The sequence below is a fragment of the Stenotrophomonas sp. S41 genome (genome assembly GCF_016624625.1).
Lineage (GTDB): Bacteria > Pseudomonadota > Gammaproteobacteria > Xanthomonadales > Xanthomonadaceae > Stenotrophomonas.
The window spans coordinates 51,830-67,000 of sequence record NZ_JACVTV010000006.1; the positions used below are offsets into that span (position 1 = coordinate 51,830).

11 protein-coding genes are annotated in these 15,171 nt (G+C 68.2%); 4 read left to right on the forward strand and 7 right to left on the reverse strand.

The window, feature by feature from the left end; genetic code table 11:
* Window positions 1–2 precede the first annotated feature (2 nt).
* The 3 genes from IAE56_RS02690 to rsgA all read right to left on the reverse strand — a co-directional run bounded on the left by IAE56_RS02690 (window position 3) and on the right by rsgA (window position 5,416).
* A complete protein-coding gene (locus tag IAE56_RS02690) occupies window positions 3–2,291 on the reverse strand; it encodes a TonB-dependent receptor (protein ID WP_200751368.1) in 2,289 nt (762 codons plus the stop codon).
* A gap of 564 nt (window positions 2,292–2,855) precedes the next feature.
* Entirely contained in the window at window positions 2,856–4,109 is a 1,254-nt protein-coding gene (locus IAE56_RS02695; RefSeq protein ID WP_108769959.1) for a flavohemoglobin expression-modulating QEGLA motif protein, read from the reverse strand.
* Window positions 4,110–4,315: 206 nt separating this feature from the next.
* Window positions 4,316–5,416, reverse strand: coding sequence for a ribosome small subunit-dependent GTPase A (gene rsgA, locus IAE56_RS02700; RefSeq protein ID WP_234455844.1), 1,101 nt, complete (start codon window positions 5,414–5,416; stop codon window positions 4,316–4,318).
* Between the two features lie 122 nt (window positions 5,417–5,538).
* On the opposite strand from rsgA, the gene IAE56_RS02705 reads away from it, so the two are divergent.
* Genes IAE56_RS02705 through IAE56_RS02715 form a run of 3 tightly spaced genes read left to right on the forward strand, consistent with a single transcriptional unit; the run spans window position 5,539 to window position 8,153 of the window.
* Entirely contained in the window at window positions 5,539–6,813 is a 1,275-nt protein-coding gene (locus IAE56_RS02705) for a pyridoxal phosphate-dependent aminotransferase (RefSeq protein ID WP_108769961.1), read from the forward strand.
* Window positions 6,814–6,815: 2 nt separating this feature from the next.
* A complete protein-coding gene (locus IAE56_RS02710) occupies window positions 6,816–7,433 on the forward strand; it encodes an SGNH/GDSL hydrolase family protein (protein WP_200751369.1) in 618 nt (205 codons plus the stop codon).
* A 3-nt stretch (window positions 7,434–7,436) separates the two neighbouring features.
* Window positions 7,437–8,153 (forward strand): class I SAM-dependent methyltransferase, encoded by a 717-nt coding sequence (locus IAE56_RS02715; protein ID WP_200751370.1) that lies wholly within the window; start codon window positions 7,437–7,439, stop codon window positions 8,151–8,153.
* A 62-nt stretch (window positions 8,154–8,215) separates the two neighbouring features.
* Here IAE56_RS02715 and IAE56_RS02720 read toward each other — a convergent pair whose 3' ends face one another.
* On the reverse strand, window positions 8,216–8,995 hold the full coding sequence (locus IAE56_RS02720; protein WP_200751371.1) for a polysaccharide deacetylase family protein: 780 nt from the start codon (window positions 8,993–8,995) through the stop codon (window positions 8,216–8,218).
* A 60-nt stretch (window positions 8,996–9,055) separates the two neighbouring features.
* Between IAE56_RS02720 and grxD the strand changes: the two genes are divergently transcribed.
* The gene (gene grxD, locus IAE56_RS02725) at window positions 9,056–9,982 is read left to right on the forward strand and encodes a Grx4 family monothiol glutaredoxin (protein WP_108769965.1); all 927 of its coding nucleotides are present in this window, start codon (window positions 9,056–9,058) and stop codon (window positions 9,980–9,982) included.
* A gap of 122 nt (window positions 9,983–10,104) precedes the next feature.
* Here the strand turns inward: grxD and IAE56_RS02730 are convergent, their stop codons facing one another.
* From IAE56_RS02730 to IAE56_RS02740, 3 genes are all read right to left on the reverse strand, one after another.
* Window positions 10,105–10,644 (reverse strand): DUF924 family protein, encoded by a 540-nt coding sequence (locus tag IAE56_RS02730; RefSeq protein ID WP_108769966.1) that lies wholly within the window; start codon window positions 10,642–10,644, stop codon window positions 10,105–10,107.
* Window positions 10,645–10,687: 43 nt separating this feature from the next.
* Window positions 10,688–11,464: an AMP nucleosidase gene (locus IAE56_RS02735; protein ID WP_079223275.1), complete on the reverse strand. Its 777-nt coding sequence runs from the start codon at window positions 11,462–11,464 to the stop codon at window positions 10,688–10,690.
* Between the two features lie 151 nt (window positions 11,465–11,615).
* Window positions 11,616–15,026: an autotransporter serine protease gene (locus tag IAE56_RS02740; protein WP_200751372.1), complete on the reverse strand. Its 3,411-nt coding sequence runs from the start codon at window positions 15,024–15,026 to the stop codon at window positions 11,616–11,618.
* Window positions 15,027–15,171: the final 145 nt, after the last annotated feature.

Genomic DNA, 15,171 nt, shown 5'->3' on the forward strand with positions numbered 1-15,171 from the left:
GGTCAGAAGTCCGCAGCCACCGTCATGAACACCTGGCGCGGTGCGCTGGCATGGATGGCGTAACGCGTACCATTCGGGTCGGTCGGTGCGAACGAACTCAGCTGGCCGGCATACCGCTTGTTGGTCAGGTTGGTCGCGTTCAACGACACGCGGATGTTGCGCAGGCCCATGCCCGGCCCGAAGTCATAACCGGCGCCCGCATCAAAGGTGGTCACGCCCGGCACCGACTGGTCGTTGGTGTAGGTGTAGTAGCGCTTGCCGGTGTACTTGGCGCGCAGGCTGGCGAAGAAGCCATCGCGGTTCCAGCTGATTTCGCTGGACGCCATGCGCTGCGGCGTGTCCACGGTGATCTTGCCGGCCACCGGCACGATCTCGCCACCCGAGGTGTAGTTGTCCTCGTAGGTGGTCTTGTTCCAGGACAGCGCGTTGTACCACTGCAGGCCGTCGATCGGCTTGAGGATGAAGGTCAGCTCGGCACCGTGGCTCTTCACCGAACCCACGTTGATGAAGCGGGTGACGCACTCCGGGCGCGTGCCGACTTCGATGCTCGAGCACGGGTTGAGCGACAGCAGGCGGTTGTCGAACGTCACGTTGTACGCGGCGATCGATGCCTGGTACTTCTCACCGAAGGTACGGAAGCCGGCTTCCAGGCTCTTGGACTTCTCCGGTTCCAGCCCGGCGCTGGCCGCGAACGATTCCGGCGAGACCTGCAGCGGGCCACCGCTGCCACCGCCAACGAAGGCCGCGATGTTCTCGGCATACGAAGCGAACAGCTCGTTGTTGGCATTGAGCTTGAAGCCCACGCCGACCTGCGGCAGCACCGATTCCTTGGCGGTCAGCGTGCCCGAAGCGATGCTGGTTTCCACACCGCCCTTGGCGGTGGCGCGCATGCGCGTGTTCGGGCTCTTCAGGCCCACGTCCACGGTCAGGCGCTGGTCGAGGAAGCGCATGCGGTCCTGCACGTAGAACTGCTGCGTGCGGATGTCGAAGTCCTGGTTGAACAGCAGGCGGTCCGGGTTCTTCAGGTACAGATCATCCAGGAACGGGCCGCTGATGTAATAGAAATTGCGCGACACGTTGTGGTCGTTCTGCTCGTACCACAGGCCGGCTTCCAGCTCGTGGATGCCCACCTGCCACGACAGCGCGGCGGTCAGGCCGTCGCGGTTGATGGTGTAGTTGGTGCTGCGGATCGAGATCGGCAGCATCTGGTCGGTGCCCGGGTAGGACGGCTGGCCCGGCGCCCACCAGTGGCCCTGGCCACGGTTGTCGTGGTGGTAGGCCACCAGCTTCAGGCGCCCCTGCTCGCCCAGGCGCAGGTCGGCGTCGACCGAGTACAGGTTGTCATCACGCAGCGCGCGGCTCTGGTAGTACGCATCGTCGATGCTGTTGACGCCGCCACTGAACTGGCACTTGGCCGGATCACGCGTACCCGGCGCGCAGTAGGCAGCGGCGACGGCGCGGTCCCAGTCCGGTGCGTAGATGTTCCAGTCCCAGCCCAGGCCGCGGTCCAGCATGTCCTTGGACAGGTAGGCGTAGTTGGCCTGGCTGGCGCGCGAGGTGGCGACGAACGCACCGAAGCGATGGTCGCCGACATTCCACACGGCCTTGGCGTTGAACTGGCGCGTGGTCTGGTTCTGGTACGGCGCGGCCCACATGTCCTGGTCCTGGTGCACGCCGGAGACGTAGGCCGAGAAGCCATTGATGTCGCCGGTATCCACGCGCAGGTAACCGCGGCGCTGGTTGTTGTCACCGACGGTGACGCTGGCACGGCCGCCGAATTCGGTGGACGGGTCCATCGAGAAATACTGGATGGTGCCGCCGAGGTTGCTGGTGGAGGCCACGCCCAGCGAGCCGATGCCCTGCGACAATTCGGCGCCGGCGAGGTTCTCGGCAATCAGCGCGCGGGCGATGCTCAGGCCGTTGTAGTTGCCGTAGCTGTTGTCGCCCAGCGGAATGCCATCGAGCGTGTAGCCGAGACGGCTCTTGTCGAAGCCGCGCAGGCTGATGGTCTGCGATTCTTCGTTGGCGCCGAAGGCATCGTTGGACTGCACCGACACGCCGGGCAGGCGGTCGAGGATCTTCTGGCCACTGGTGCCCGGCGGCAGCACCTGCTTGTCGACGGCGGTGATGCGCTGCACCTGGCGGGTTTCGCCTTGGCCGATGACGGACACGGTGTCGAGCGTCTGTGCGCTCAGCGCGGCGTCGGCGGTGGCATCGGTGGTTTCAGCGGCATGGGCGCTGGCGGCGGAAAGCGCGATCGCGACGGCGATCGTGAGGTGTCGGGTCTGCATGTGGATCCATTGCATGGGGGGAGTCCGCCGCGACTCGGCACGGCGCGAGGCCACTATGCGAATGGAAGATGAAATGTTTTTTACGAAGTGGCGCGGGTGTTGCGGGCAGTGACGTGCGTCTCGTTCGTGGGGTTTTGGTGGCAGGGCTGCGCCCTGCACCCGCAGAATCAACGTCAACGTCCAGAGCAAGAGCGGCTATCCGTGGAATGGCGGGGCACTGTGGGTTTGCGGGGACGCCGTAAACCCGTCCATGGGGGCTCGGTCGCCGCTTGCTCGTGTGCGCTGTCCTGCGCACACGGCAAGACCGGGGTTGGGCGTCCTGCCCAACCCGCTCGAGGCATGCCTCGGGCCCATGCGGCTCACGCCCCCGCAACCGGACCCACCCCGCCTTTGACAGTTTCCTGCGAGCTGTTGGAACCTGCCGCTGATGGAACCTGCTGCTGTTGGTGGGTGCCGACCGTTGGTCGGCACAGGGTCGGATCCCGTTGCTTGGCAACGGGCTCTGACCCCGGTTCTGTTTTTGATTTTTGCGACCGTTTTCGGTGGGGCTTCCACCAACGCCTTTCACTCCGGCGCCAGCTGGTCCATCCGTATGCGATTGGCGAACAGCGAGAACGCCAGCATTCCCGCCAGGCCATTGGCCCGGCTCACCCAATGCGGCAGCCAGCGCGGTGGCTTCAGTACGCCGCTCTCGAACAACGGTGCGAACGCGATCGCGTCGGTCAGGCTCATCTTGCCGGCGAACAACCAGCGGCAGACCTGCAGGCGGTCCTCGGCCAGCATGTGGCGGAAGAACGTGTGCACCGACACCAGCCCGCGCAGGTACACCGTGTCCTTGGTGAAGGCGAGGCCGCCGCTCGGTGGTACGCCGCGGAACACACGCTGCGCCGAGGCGAAGCTTTCCTCCGGGTTCTGCCCGGCATCGCAGAAGTAGCGGTACACCTCGATGAAATCCGCACCTTCGCGTGCCATCGCGATGGCTTCGGTACGCAGGCTGATGCGCTTCAAACGCTCGATGTCGATGCTGCCGGTGATCTGCTCGGCGAACGTGGCCAGGCCTTCCTGGGTGGCGGTCACCCGTGGCGAGGACAGCGCCAGGCTGGGCAGCACCGGTTGTTCGCGGCCGTTCAAGGCAGTCAGCGAATGCACCAGCGCTTCGTGGTGGAACAGCTGCGCGCGGTCGTAGGCGCTGAAGCGTGCACTGGTGCGCAGACGGATGCGGGTCGGGCCGGCAGCAGCCTTGGACACCAGCTCCGGGTCCAGCTGCACCTGGATGATCCGCGATTCGAAGAAGCCATCGAGGTCGTTCTGCAGCTGCAGCTGCAGGGCGATGGCGGAGACGGGCACCTGTTCTTCCGGGGCCAGCAGTTCGCTGTCGAGCTCGCTGGCGATCTGGATGAAGTGGCGGGCCGCTTCGCGCGTGCTCGGGCCGTTGCCGGGCAATGGCTGCTCCGGCGCACCGAACAGCTGCACGGAACAGCGATCGACAGCCGCAGTGCCCAAGCCTTCCAGCAGCTGCGCGGCCAGGTCCCAGCTCTGCGCGGACTGCTGCACGTAATGGCCCAACGGATGGCTGGGATCACATTCGGCGGCGATGGCGGCCAGCGCGCGGCGTTCCTCGCTGAAGTCCAGTTTCGGATAGTCCACCTTCGGCAGCACCGGCTGGCCGCGCGCCACGCTGTCCAGGAACGGTGCCTGCACCGTCGCCGGCCAACTGGTCAGCCCCAGCAGGCGGATGCCGCCCACGGCCTCGACCAGTCGCGCGTCGAGCGCCGCATGGTGGGCCACGTCATGGTCCAGCGTCGCGGTCGTTTCCATGGGCGGACTATAGCGCCCTGCCCTGGGTTTGGTCGTTTCAAGCAGAACCCGGTAGTTGCCAACCTTGGTTGGCATCCGCCGCAGGCGGGGCTTCGGACACACCCGTGCCAACCAGGGTTGGCACCTGCCAGGAGCAGGCAGAGGCGGGTCCGTTGCAGGGTTCAGAGCCCATTGCGATGCAATGGGATCCGACCCCGCGATACCCATCAGCGCCGGCGGTTCTTGCTCGCCGGGCGGAACTGCTGGCCCTTGCCCTTCTTGCCGCCGCGCTCCTGCGCGGTCTCGGCCTGGCGCACGGCCAGCTTGGCGGCGGCAGCCGCCACTTCTTCCTTCAGCTTGAAGTAGTTCTGCAGCCGGCTCTCTTCGATCTCACCGGCATCGATGGCCGCGCGCACCGCGCAGCCCGGTTCCTGCTGGTGCATGCAGTCGTTGAAGCGGCACTGCGCCGCCAACGCTTCGATATCGGCGAAACCGCCTTCGGCCAGCGTCTCTTCGCCGGTCGGCTTCAGCTCACGCATGCCCGGCGTATCGATCAGGCACGCGCCCATCGGCAGCGGCATCAGCGCGCGGTGGGTGGTGGTGTGGCGGCCGCGCGAATCGTTGGCGCGCACCGCATTCGTCTTCATCCGCTGCTCACCCAGCAGGGTATTGGTCAGCGTGGATTTGCCGGCCCCGGACGAACCGACCAGCACCACCGTGCGACCCGGGCCCAGCCACGGTTCCAGCACGGACACGCTGTCGGCATCCAGGCCATTGATCGCGTGCAGCGCGATGCCCTGCATCTCCAGCTCCTCCAGCACCGCCAGCGCGTCTTCGCTGTACTCGGTCTGGTCGGCCTTGGTCAGCACCACCACCGGCTCGGCACCGCCGCCGCCCACCAGCAGCAGGTAGCGCTCGATGCGGCGCGGGTTGAAGTCGGCGTCCAGGCCACAGACGATGAACACCGTATCGATGTTGGCCGCGATCACCTGCTGGTGGTAATGCTCGCCGGCCGCGCCACGCTTGATGGCGGTACGCCGCGGCAGCAGGGCGACGATGCGGATGCCGTCCAGCAGCACCCAATCGCCCACCGCCGGCCGTTCATGGCTGGGGAAGCGCGGGCGCTGCCATTCCGGCAGCGACTCGGCCTTGATCGAGGCCTCCGGGCCATCGGCCACCACGTAGTGGGTGCGGTGCTGTTCGATCACCCGCGCCGGACGGGCCTGCGGGTGCTCGGCCATCGCGGCCTGCCAGTCGGCCTGCTGCGGCGGGCCCGGCCAGGGCCAGCCGATGGTCTGCAGGGCGTTGAAATCGGGGGTCTGGGTCATCGCCGCCATTCTAACCGGCCCAATGCCCTGCCAGCCCAACAACGGCAGGCCCTGGGGCCTTGCCATGCACTGCAGCAATTCCGGTAGGATGGAAACCCCATGCCTTTTGACGGCCCAGCCCCATGTCCACCCCCTCGCACAAGCCCCTGGCCACCCGCGAGCGCCTTTCCGAAGTGCGCTACGAGATCCGCGGAGAGCTGGCCCGGCGAGCGCGGGAGCTGGAGGCGCAGGGCCGCAAGCTGATCAAGCTGAACATCGGCAACCCGGGCAACTTCGGCTTCCGTGCGCCGGAACACCTGCAGCACGCCATCGCCGATGACATGGGCCGCACCGATCCCTATACCCACCAGCAGGGCCTGCCGGTGGCCCGCGAAGCCATCGCCGCCGCCTATGCGCGCCGTGGTGCGCCCGATGCCCACCCGGACCGCGTGTTCGTCGGCAACGGCGTCAGCGAGCTGATCGACCTGTCGCTGCGCGCCCTGCTGAACCCGGGCGACGAAGTGCTGGTGCCCTCGCCGGACTACCCGCTGTGGTCGGCGGCGGCCATCCTCAACGACGGCCGCCCGGTGTACTACCGCTGCGCGCCGGAGAACGGCTTCCAGCCCGACCCGACCGAGATCGAGACGCTGGTGTCCTCGCGCACCCGCGCCATCGTGCTGATCAACCCGAACAACCCCAGCGGCGCCAGCTACCCGCGCGAGCTGCTGGAGCGCGTGGTCGAGATCGCCCGCCGCCACAACCTGCTGCTGCTGGTCGACGAGATCTACGACCAGATCCTGTACGACGACGCGGTGTTCCAGCCGGTCGCGCCGCTGGCCGGCGACCACCCGTGCCTGACCTTCAGCGGCCTGAGCAAGGTGCACCGTGCCTGCGGCTGGCGCGTGGGCTGGGCCCACCTCACCGGCGACGATGCGCGCCTGGGTGAATTCCGCGCAGCGCTCGACCTGCTCAGCGCGCTGCGCCTGTGCGCCAACGTGCCGGGCCAGTACGCCATCGACGCCGCAGTGAACGGCCCGGACACCATTTCCGAACTGTGCGCGCCCGGCGGCCGCCTGTATGAAACCCGCCGCGCGGTGATCGAGGCCTGCAACGCCAGCGAGCACCTGTCGCTGGTCGCCCCGGCCGGCGCCCTGTACGCGTTCCCGGCCGTGGTCGGTGCCGCCGCCAAGGGCTTCGACGACCACAACTTCGCGCTGGACCTGATGAACGACGAGGGCGTGCTGGTCGTGCCGGGTTCGAGCTTCAACGTGCCCTACCGCCACCACTTCCGCGTGACCCTGCTGCCGGAAGCCTCGGTGATGCGCGATGTGTTCGCGCGCATCGACCGCGTGCTGGCCCGCCGCGCCGAAGACGCCACCAAGGTCGTGCCGCTGAAGCCGCGCCGTTCGGTGGCCTGAGCGTGGCGCTGTCCTACCTGGCGCTGGGCGACTCGTACACCATCGGCGAAGCGGTCGCGGTTGAAGGCCGCTGGCCGCACCAGCTGGCTGCCGCACTGCGTGCGCAGGGCGTGGACCTGGCCGACCCGCAGACCATCGCCACCACCGGCTGGACCACCGACGAGCTGGACGCCGGCATCGATGCCGCCGCACCGCAGTGCCCGTTCGATTTCGTCAGCCTGCTGATCGGGGTCAACAACCAGTACCGCGGGCGCCCGCTGGACGAGTACCGCCAGCAGTTCGAGGCCCTGCTGCAGCGTGCGATCGGCTTTGCCGGTGGCGATGCCGGCCGCGTGCTGGTGCTGTCCTTCCCCGACTGGGGCACGACCCCGTTCGGTGCCGGCAGCGGCCGTGACCTGGCTCGCATCGAGATCGAGACCGACGAATTCAACGCCGCCGCCGAGGTCATCAGCACCCAGCAGGGCGTGGCCTTCGTCGACATCACCGACATCAGCCGCACGCACGGCGCCGACCCGGCGATGATCGCCGAGGACGGCCTGCATCCCTCCGCGCGGATGTATGCGTTGTGGGCCGAACGCGCCCTGCCCGTGGTCACGCGCCTGCTGCAGCGAACGGACTGAGCGATGGATGGCCTGCCAGGGAACGGCACACCACTGAACTGTTCGCCGCTGGAGCGCGGCCAGGCACGGGCCATCGCCGAGGCGTTCCGGCCGGTGCAGGCCTGGGGCAACCGCCGCGACTACTACTACACGCGCGGCAAGCTGGGCAGCGATCCGCTGTACGACGGCGTGCTGCAGCACCTTCCCGACGATGGCCTGCCGCTGCTCGACCTGGGCTGCGGGCTGGGCCTGTTCGCCCACGTGCTGCGCCAGCGCGGCCGCAGCCAGCCCTATCTGGGCGTGGACGTGGATGCGGGCAAGGTCGCCCGCGCGCAGCGGGCCGGTGGGGACCTGGAGGATGTGCGGTTCGACTGCCTGGACGTGCAGGCGCCCCTGCCTGCGCAGGCCGGGCACGTGCTGCTGCTGGACGTGCTGCAGTACCTGGATGCGCAGCCGCAGCTGGACCTGTTGAAAGCGGCCAGCGCACGGGTGGCGCCTGGTGGCAGCCTGCTGCTGCGCACGCCACTGGCCACCGGCGACCGCCGCGACCGCACCACGCGCGTGGCTGATCGGCTGGCCTGGCTGGTGGGCTGGATGGGCACGCGGCCACGGCATTACCCCGACCCGGCACTGCTGCGGGCGACGCTGGCCGAAGCCGGATTGCAGGTGGGCGAGGTACGGCCGCTGCACGGGCGCACGCCGTTCAACAGCTGGCTGCTGGTAGCGCAGCGGGAGCGGTAGCGCCGGGCCATGCCCGGCGGAATCCCGCAGACGTTCGCCGGGCATGGCCCGGCGCTACCGCATTACAGCGACGGCAGCCGCGCCTTCAGCCCGCGCTGGTCCAGCACCTGCAGCACGCGCTCGATGATGGCCAGGTTGTGGCCATGTGCGGCACCTTCATGCAGCAGCACGATGGCCCCGGGCTGCAGGTCCGGCAGCAGGCGCGCCATCACGCCGTCGGGCGTGCAGCCCACGCCGTCATAGCCACGCGCGGTCCAACCCACCCGCACCAGCCCCAGCGCGGCCAGCACCGGCGCCACGAACGGGTTGGTCATGCCCACCACCGAGCGGTACCAGCGCGTCGGGCGGCCGCTGACCGCCTGCAGGGCCTGGTGGCAGCCTTCGATCTCGGCACGCATCTGCGCCGGCCCCAGCCGCCAGAAGCGGGTCTGCGGGTGGGTGTGGCTGTGGTTGCCGAGGTCGTGGCCGCGATGCAGGATCGCCTCCACCAGGGCCGGATGCGCCAGTGCGCGCTCGCCGACCAGGAAGAAGGTCGCCTTCGCCTGGTGCCGGTCGAGCAGATCCAGCAGTGCCGGGGTCTCCTCGCTGGGGCCATCGTCGATGGTCAGCCAGACGCTGTCGCCCGCATCGGGCAGGCGGTCCAGCACCGGCGTGTAGAAGCGGCTGTTGGGCAGGAATACCGGCACCATGAACAGTGCGTGGCTGGCCACCATCAGCGGCAGCCCCCAGTGCCAGCCGGCGAGCACCCAGACCAGGATCACCGCTACCTGCGACGCCACCAGCCAGGGCAGCCAGCGCCACGGCCGGGTCGGGATGCGATGCAATGTTCCTGCGTTGGTCATGCCCCATGATGCCATGGGGCGTAGAATGGGTGATTCGAATTTACGGACCCTAGACTGCCCATGTCCCTCGATCCCGCCCTGCGTTCGCGCATCGAATCCCTCCTCAACGACAACCGCGTCGTGCTGTTCATGAAGGGCCAGCCGTCGATGCCGCAGTGCGGCTTCTCGGCCAAGGCCGTGGGCGCCCTGCAGGACCTGGGCGTCGATTTCGCCCACGTCAACGTGCTGGCCGACCAGGAAATCCGTGAAGGCATCAAGGCCTATGGCGACTGGCCGACCATCCCGCAGCTGTACATCGACGGCGAACTGGTCGGTGGCAGCGACATCATCCTGCAGATGGCCGCCAGCGGCGAACTGAGCACCGTGCTCGGCCTGGCCGCACCGGACCGCACCCCGCCGCGCATCACCGTCACCCCGGCCGCCGTGGAAATGCTGAAGGGCGCGCTGGCCGATGCCCCGGGCGCTTCGCTGCAGCTGACCATCGATGCGCGCTTCCAGCCGAACTTCCAGCTGGCCCCGCACGATGACAGCGCGATCGCCGCCGAATCCAACGGCCTGCGCGTGCAGTTCGACCTGTCCAGCGCGCGCCGCGCCGACGGCATCACCATCGACTGGGTCGATGACATCCGCGGCAAGGGCCTGGCCATCGACAACCCGAACGCGCCCAAGCCGGTGCAGGAAATCAGCGTGCGTGACGCCGACGACCTGGTGCGTGCAGGCAACGTGACCCTGGTCGACGTGCGCCCGGCCGACGAACGCGCCATTGCCGCCGTCGGCGTGCCGTTCAAGAGCTTCGACGGCAACGGCCGTGCCGAGCTGGAAGGCCTGCCCAAGGACACCCCGCTGGCCTTCCTGTGCCACCACGGTGGCCGCAGCGCGCAGGCTGCCGAGCAGTTCCGCACCCTGGGCTTCACCAAGGTGTTCAACGTCACTGGCGGCATCGACGCCTGGTCGGACGAAGTGGACAACGGCGTGCCGAAGTACTGATCGGCCGCCAGCGGGTCAGCAACGCCCGGGGTCGGATCCCTTTCCGCAGGAAAGGGCTCTGACCCCACCACGAAAAACGCCGGCATTCGCCGGCGTTTTTTCGTTGCGCACCCAGGCGACGGTCAACCGGCGAAGCCGCCTTCGGCGAGGAAATCCAGTTCTTCCGGACTGGGCATGCGGCCCAGTACGGCGTTGCGGTGCGGGAAGCGGCCGAAGCGGCGGATGACGTCGCGGTGGACTTCGGCGTACTGCAGGTATTCCTTGTCGCCCAGCACGTCGAACATGGCCACCGAACGATCCTGGTCGAACGGATCTTCGGAATGCTCGAACGGCAGGTAGATGAAAGCACGCAGCTTGGGCACCAGCTGCAGGTCCAGGCCTTCCTCGATGGCGCGCATGGCGTAATGCCGGGCCAGGCCATCGGTGGCGAAGGAATGGGCGGTACCGCGGAAGCAGTTGCGCGGGAACTGGTCCAGCAGCAGCATCAGCGCCAGCGCGCCCTCGGAACTGCCCAGCCAGTGTTCGCGCCCACGCGACGCCGCCGCGTAGTGCTCCTCCAGGAACCGCTCGCGGAACCGCGCGTCGAACGCGTCATCGCGGGCGAACCACTTCGTCGGGCCCGCCTCGCTCCAGAATTCCACCACTTGCGCGGCAACGTCCATCACCTGCTCTCCAGGGCCGGCGCCCGGCGCCAGACCATCATCATCATTCGTCAAAGCGCAGGTGGCGGACCGACTTGCCGTTGCGCCGGATAAGCTTAAGCGCCTCGATACCGATCTGGATATGGTTTTCCACGAACTGGGAGCTGACCTTGGCATCGGAGGCCTCGGTCTTGACCCCGTCGGGGATCATCGGCTGGTCGGACACCAGCAGCAGGGCCCCGCTGGGGATGTGGTTGGCGAAGCCGGCGGCGAACACCGTGGCCGTTTCCATGTCGATGGCCATGCAGCGCATCGCCCGCAGCCGCTCCTTGAAGGCCTCATCATGCTCCCAGACACGGCGGTTGGTCGTGTAGACCGTGCCGGTCCAGTAGTCGTGGCCAAGGTCGCGGATCATCGTGGACACCGCCCGCTGCAGGGCGAAGGCCGGCAGCGCCGGCACTTCCGGCGGCAGGTAGTCGCCCGAGGTGCCCTCGCCGCGGATGGCGGCGATCGGCAGCACCAGGTCGCCCAGCTGGTTCTTGCGCTTCAGGCCCCCGCATTTGCCCAGGAACAGCACCGCCTTGGGCATCACCGCCGACAGCAGATCCATGATGATGGCGGCATTGGGGCTGCCCATGCCGAAGTTGATCATGGTGATGTCGTCGAAGGTGGCACTGGCCATCGGCCGGTCCAGGCCGACGATGGGCGCCCCGGTCAGCTCGGCGAAGGTATGCAGGTAGCCGCCGAAGTTGGTCAGCAGGATGTGCTGGCCGAACTGGTCCAGGGGCACGCCGGTATAGCGTGGCAGCCAGTTGTCGACGATTTCCTGCTTGCTCTTCATGGCGCATCCGCTACGGCGTGGGGCCGCTATTGTAGGCGCGTGCCCGCCGGCCTTCACCTGGCCCGGCAACAAAGAAGGGCGGCCCTGCGGCCGCCCTCCTGGGGGTTCCCGGCACGTCCTGCCCGGGAACCGTTACTGCCGCGCCGGGCGCTTAGAAGCGCACCGACCAGCGCAGGTTGGCACCGTGGTCACGGCTCTCATCGCCGTACTGGCCGCTGTAGCCCAGTTCCAGCTGCTGGCGCTCGGTCAGCCAGGCCGACAGGCCCAGCTCGGCCACCACCGCACTGTCGGCGATCGGCGCACCGCTGACCACGAACGCGTCGCTGCCGCTGGAGAAGGCCAGCGTTGCCGACGGGTCACGGTCGCCGCTGGCCCGGCGGTAGCCCACCCCACCGGTCACGTGCAGCCAGCTGTCCTGCTGGAACGAGGCCTTCAGGCCCTTGTCGAAGCGCACACCGGCCGTGGCGACGGTGGTGCGGGCGTCGTCGACCCGGCCCTGCAGGGCGGCGGCACCGCCACGCTCGTCGATGTGCTTGGTGTCCACTTCCACGCGGGCCACCTGCAGGTACGGCTCCAGGCCGGCTTCACGGCCACCGAAGCGGTAGGCCGCTTCGATGAACGCCTGGCGGGTACGGGCGTCGTAGCGGGCGCTCAGCGTGTCGGTGTAGCCGGAGAACGCCAGCTCGCGGGTGCTGTCCACGTCGTGGTTGCTCACCGCCAGGCCGCCACGCAGGCCAAAACCGCCCCAGTTGTGGCTGGCGTACGCGCCGAAGTGGGTGTTGTCGATCTTCGAGCGCGCACGACGGCCCTGCTGCTGCTTGACATCGGTACGGCCGGTACCGGCCAGCACGCCCACCTGCCAGCCGCCGAACTCGCGGTCCACGCCGACCAGCAGGCCGTTGTTGTTGGCCTGGGTGCGGGCGGTGTTGGCGTTGCCGTCCAGGGTGGTGCTGCCGCCGATGGCCTGCACCCAGACGCCGGTTGCATCGGCATCGCTGGCGCCCGGTGCGGTGGCACCGGCACGGCGCGACAGCGCGGCATCACGCACGTTGCGGCTGCTTTCCACCAGCGCGGCCGCGGTGGCTGCGTGCAGCTCGCCACTCAGGCCGTCCAGCGCCGCACCCACCTGTTCCGGGAACAGCAGGGTCAGCGGACGCGGCAGGCCCTGGCCGACGGCCAGGGTGTCAGCCACGCCGGCCACGGCGCGCTGGTTGGCGGTGGTGGCGGCGCTGGCCAGTGCGGCGCCGCGGGCCACCTCGATCCGGGCACCGGAGGCGCCGTAGACCAGGCTGAACTGCATGAAGGGCGAGAACGCGCTGAAATCGGTGGTCGCGAACTGGCCGATCGTGCCGCCATCGGCCTGCAGGAAGTTGAACTGCTCACCCAGGTAGTAGGTGCCCGCTTCCGGCAGTGCCACCAGCGAGCCGCCGAGGGTGGCGGTGCCGGTGACGTGCAGCAGGTCGCTGCGGCCGCCCGGGGCCAGTTCGGCCCGGTAGACGCCGCTGGCGGTCTGCACGTAGTCACCGTTGATGGTCAGCGTGCCGATCGAGTTGCCCGGCGCGATGATGCCGGACACGGTGGTGTCGCCCAGTTCGCCCACGCCCTTCAGCGTGCCCTTGGCGCCGACGAAGGTCTGGCCACCGGTCTGCACGCCGTTGAACGAGACCACGCCGCCGGACACGCTCAGGTCCGAGCCGTCCAGCACGCCGGTGCGGGTGACGAAGCTGACGCCACCGTTGGCGTTCAGCGCGGTGCTTTCCAGCGTGCCGTTCAGCACCAGGCTGCCACCGGTCACTTCCACGGCGCTGGTCAGCGCGTTGACGCCGTCCAGCTCCAGCACACCCTCGCGCACCACGGCGCCGTTGAAGCTGTTGTCGCCGCTCAGGCGCAGCCAGCCGATGCCGCTCTTGGTCAGCTTGCCCGGGCCGCCGATGTCATTGGTCCAGTCGTCCCACGCATCGCCTTCCCACACCTTCAGGCCACCGGCCTTCTGGTTCATCACCACGTCGGTGTCCACGCGCAGCGAGCCGTAGCCCTCGATGGCCTTGGCCAGGTCCATCATGCCCCAGCCGTAGACATCGTCCACGCCCTCGGCGCCGAGGTCGGTGGCCGTGGTCAGCAGGATGTCGCGCACCTGCGCGCTGTCCAGGTACGGGAAGCGCTCGAACAGCAGGCCCAGTGCGCCGGTGACGTGCGGGGCCGCCATCGAGGTGCCGGTCATCCAGCCGTAGCTGTAGGTCGGCACGCGTTCCAGCACTTCCAGCAGCACGTTGCCGTTGCCGCCGTCCACCAGCTGCGCATCAAGCGCCGAATCGCTGCCGTAGACGGTGGACAGGATGTCGGTGCCCGGTGCTGCCAGGCACCAGTTGGCACTCAGGCCGCAGCGGTTGGAGGAGCTGTCCAGCACATAGCTGCCCGGCGCCACTTCGTCCACGTTCACCACGCTCAGCCAGTACGGCTCGATCTCGGCGAAGGCGCGCGGCAGCGTGGCGTAGATGCCGGCGATCGGCGCGTCTTCCGCCTCGTCGGGGTAGACCTGGTTGTTGCCTGCGGCCCACACCTGGATCATGCCGTTGCTGCGCGAGCCTTCGGCGAAGATGTCCAGGTAATCCATGTTGTCTGCGTACAGGCCGTCGACGTCTTCCACGGTGGTCGGCTCGTTGCTCAGGCCCCAGCTGTGGTTGAGCGCACGCACGCCCTGCTCGTTCATCTGCGCGTACATGCTTTCGAACGCGGTGCTGTCCGGGCCCACGCCGCCGATGGAGAAGACCTGGTAGCTGCCGGCCGTGTTACGCGCCCACACCTGCGCGCTGTTGAAGAACAGCTTGGCCACGCTCAGGTCGGCGCCGAAGGCGACGCCATGGGTGCCGTTGCCATCGCGGTTGGCGGCGATGGTGCCGGCCACATGGGTGCCGTGGGTCTGGAAGGAGACGCCCGGCTGCACGTAGCCCGGGTCGGAAATGATGATGTCGCGGATGTACTGCGGGACGCTGGGGTCGAACGCGGTGTATTCGATCGAGACATCGTCGCCGTCACTGCTGAAGCAGGCATCCGGGCCGTCGATGAAACCGGTGTTGCCGCACAGGCTGCCGTCTTCCAGCAGGTCGGCGATATGGATGCTGCGGTGGTCCTTGCCGGCGAACTCGTCGTGGTCCAGGCCGCTGCCGCTGTCGAACACACCCAGGCGGATGCCCTTGCCGGTCAGGCCGCGGGCATAGGCAACATCGGCATTGATCGCGCCCAGGCCCCAGTCGTTGTTGAATTCGGTGGTGCGCCAGCTGGCGGCATCACCGGCCTTGCCCATGACCGGCTCAGCGGCTTCATCATCGGCGGTCGTGGCAAACGCACGCGACGGGGTGGCGGTGGTGACCAGCGCCGGTGCGGCGAAGGCGGCCTGCAGGCTGCGCTGGAACTGATAACGCGACAGCTCGTCACTGCTGCCCTGGGCCAGGGCCGGCAGCGAGGCGGCCACCAGCAGCGAGCCGACAATGGCCGAAGCCAGCGGCGAGGGCAGGAAGGCGCGGCGCGCAGCGGCGGTACGGTACGACGTGGAAACGCTCATCAACAGGTACGTCCTTGAATTCCATGGGAAGTGCGATGCCAGCCATGCGCGTTGGCACAGGGCCGCCAGCAAGGGGAGAGCCACACGCTGCTGCGTTCGAACACCGCAGGTGTCACCAAAAATTAATGATTCGTTCACAATTTTT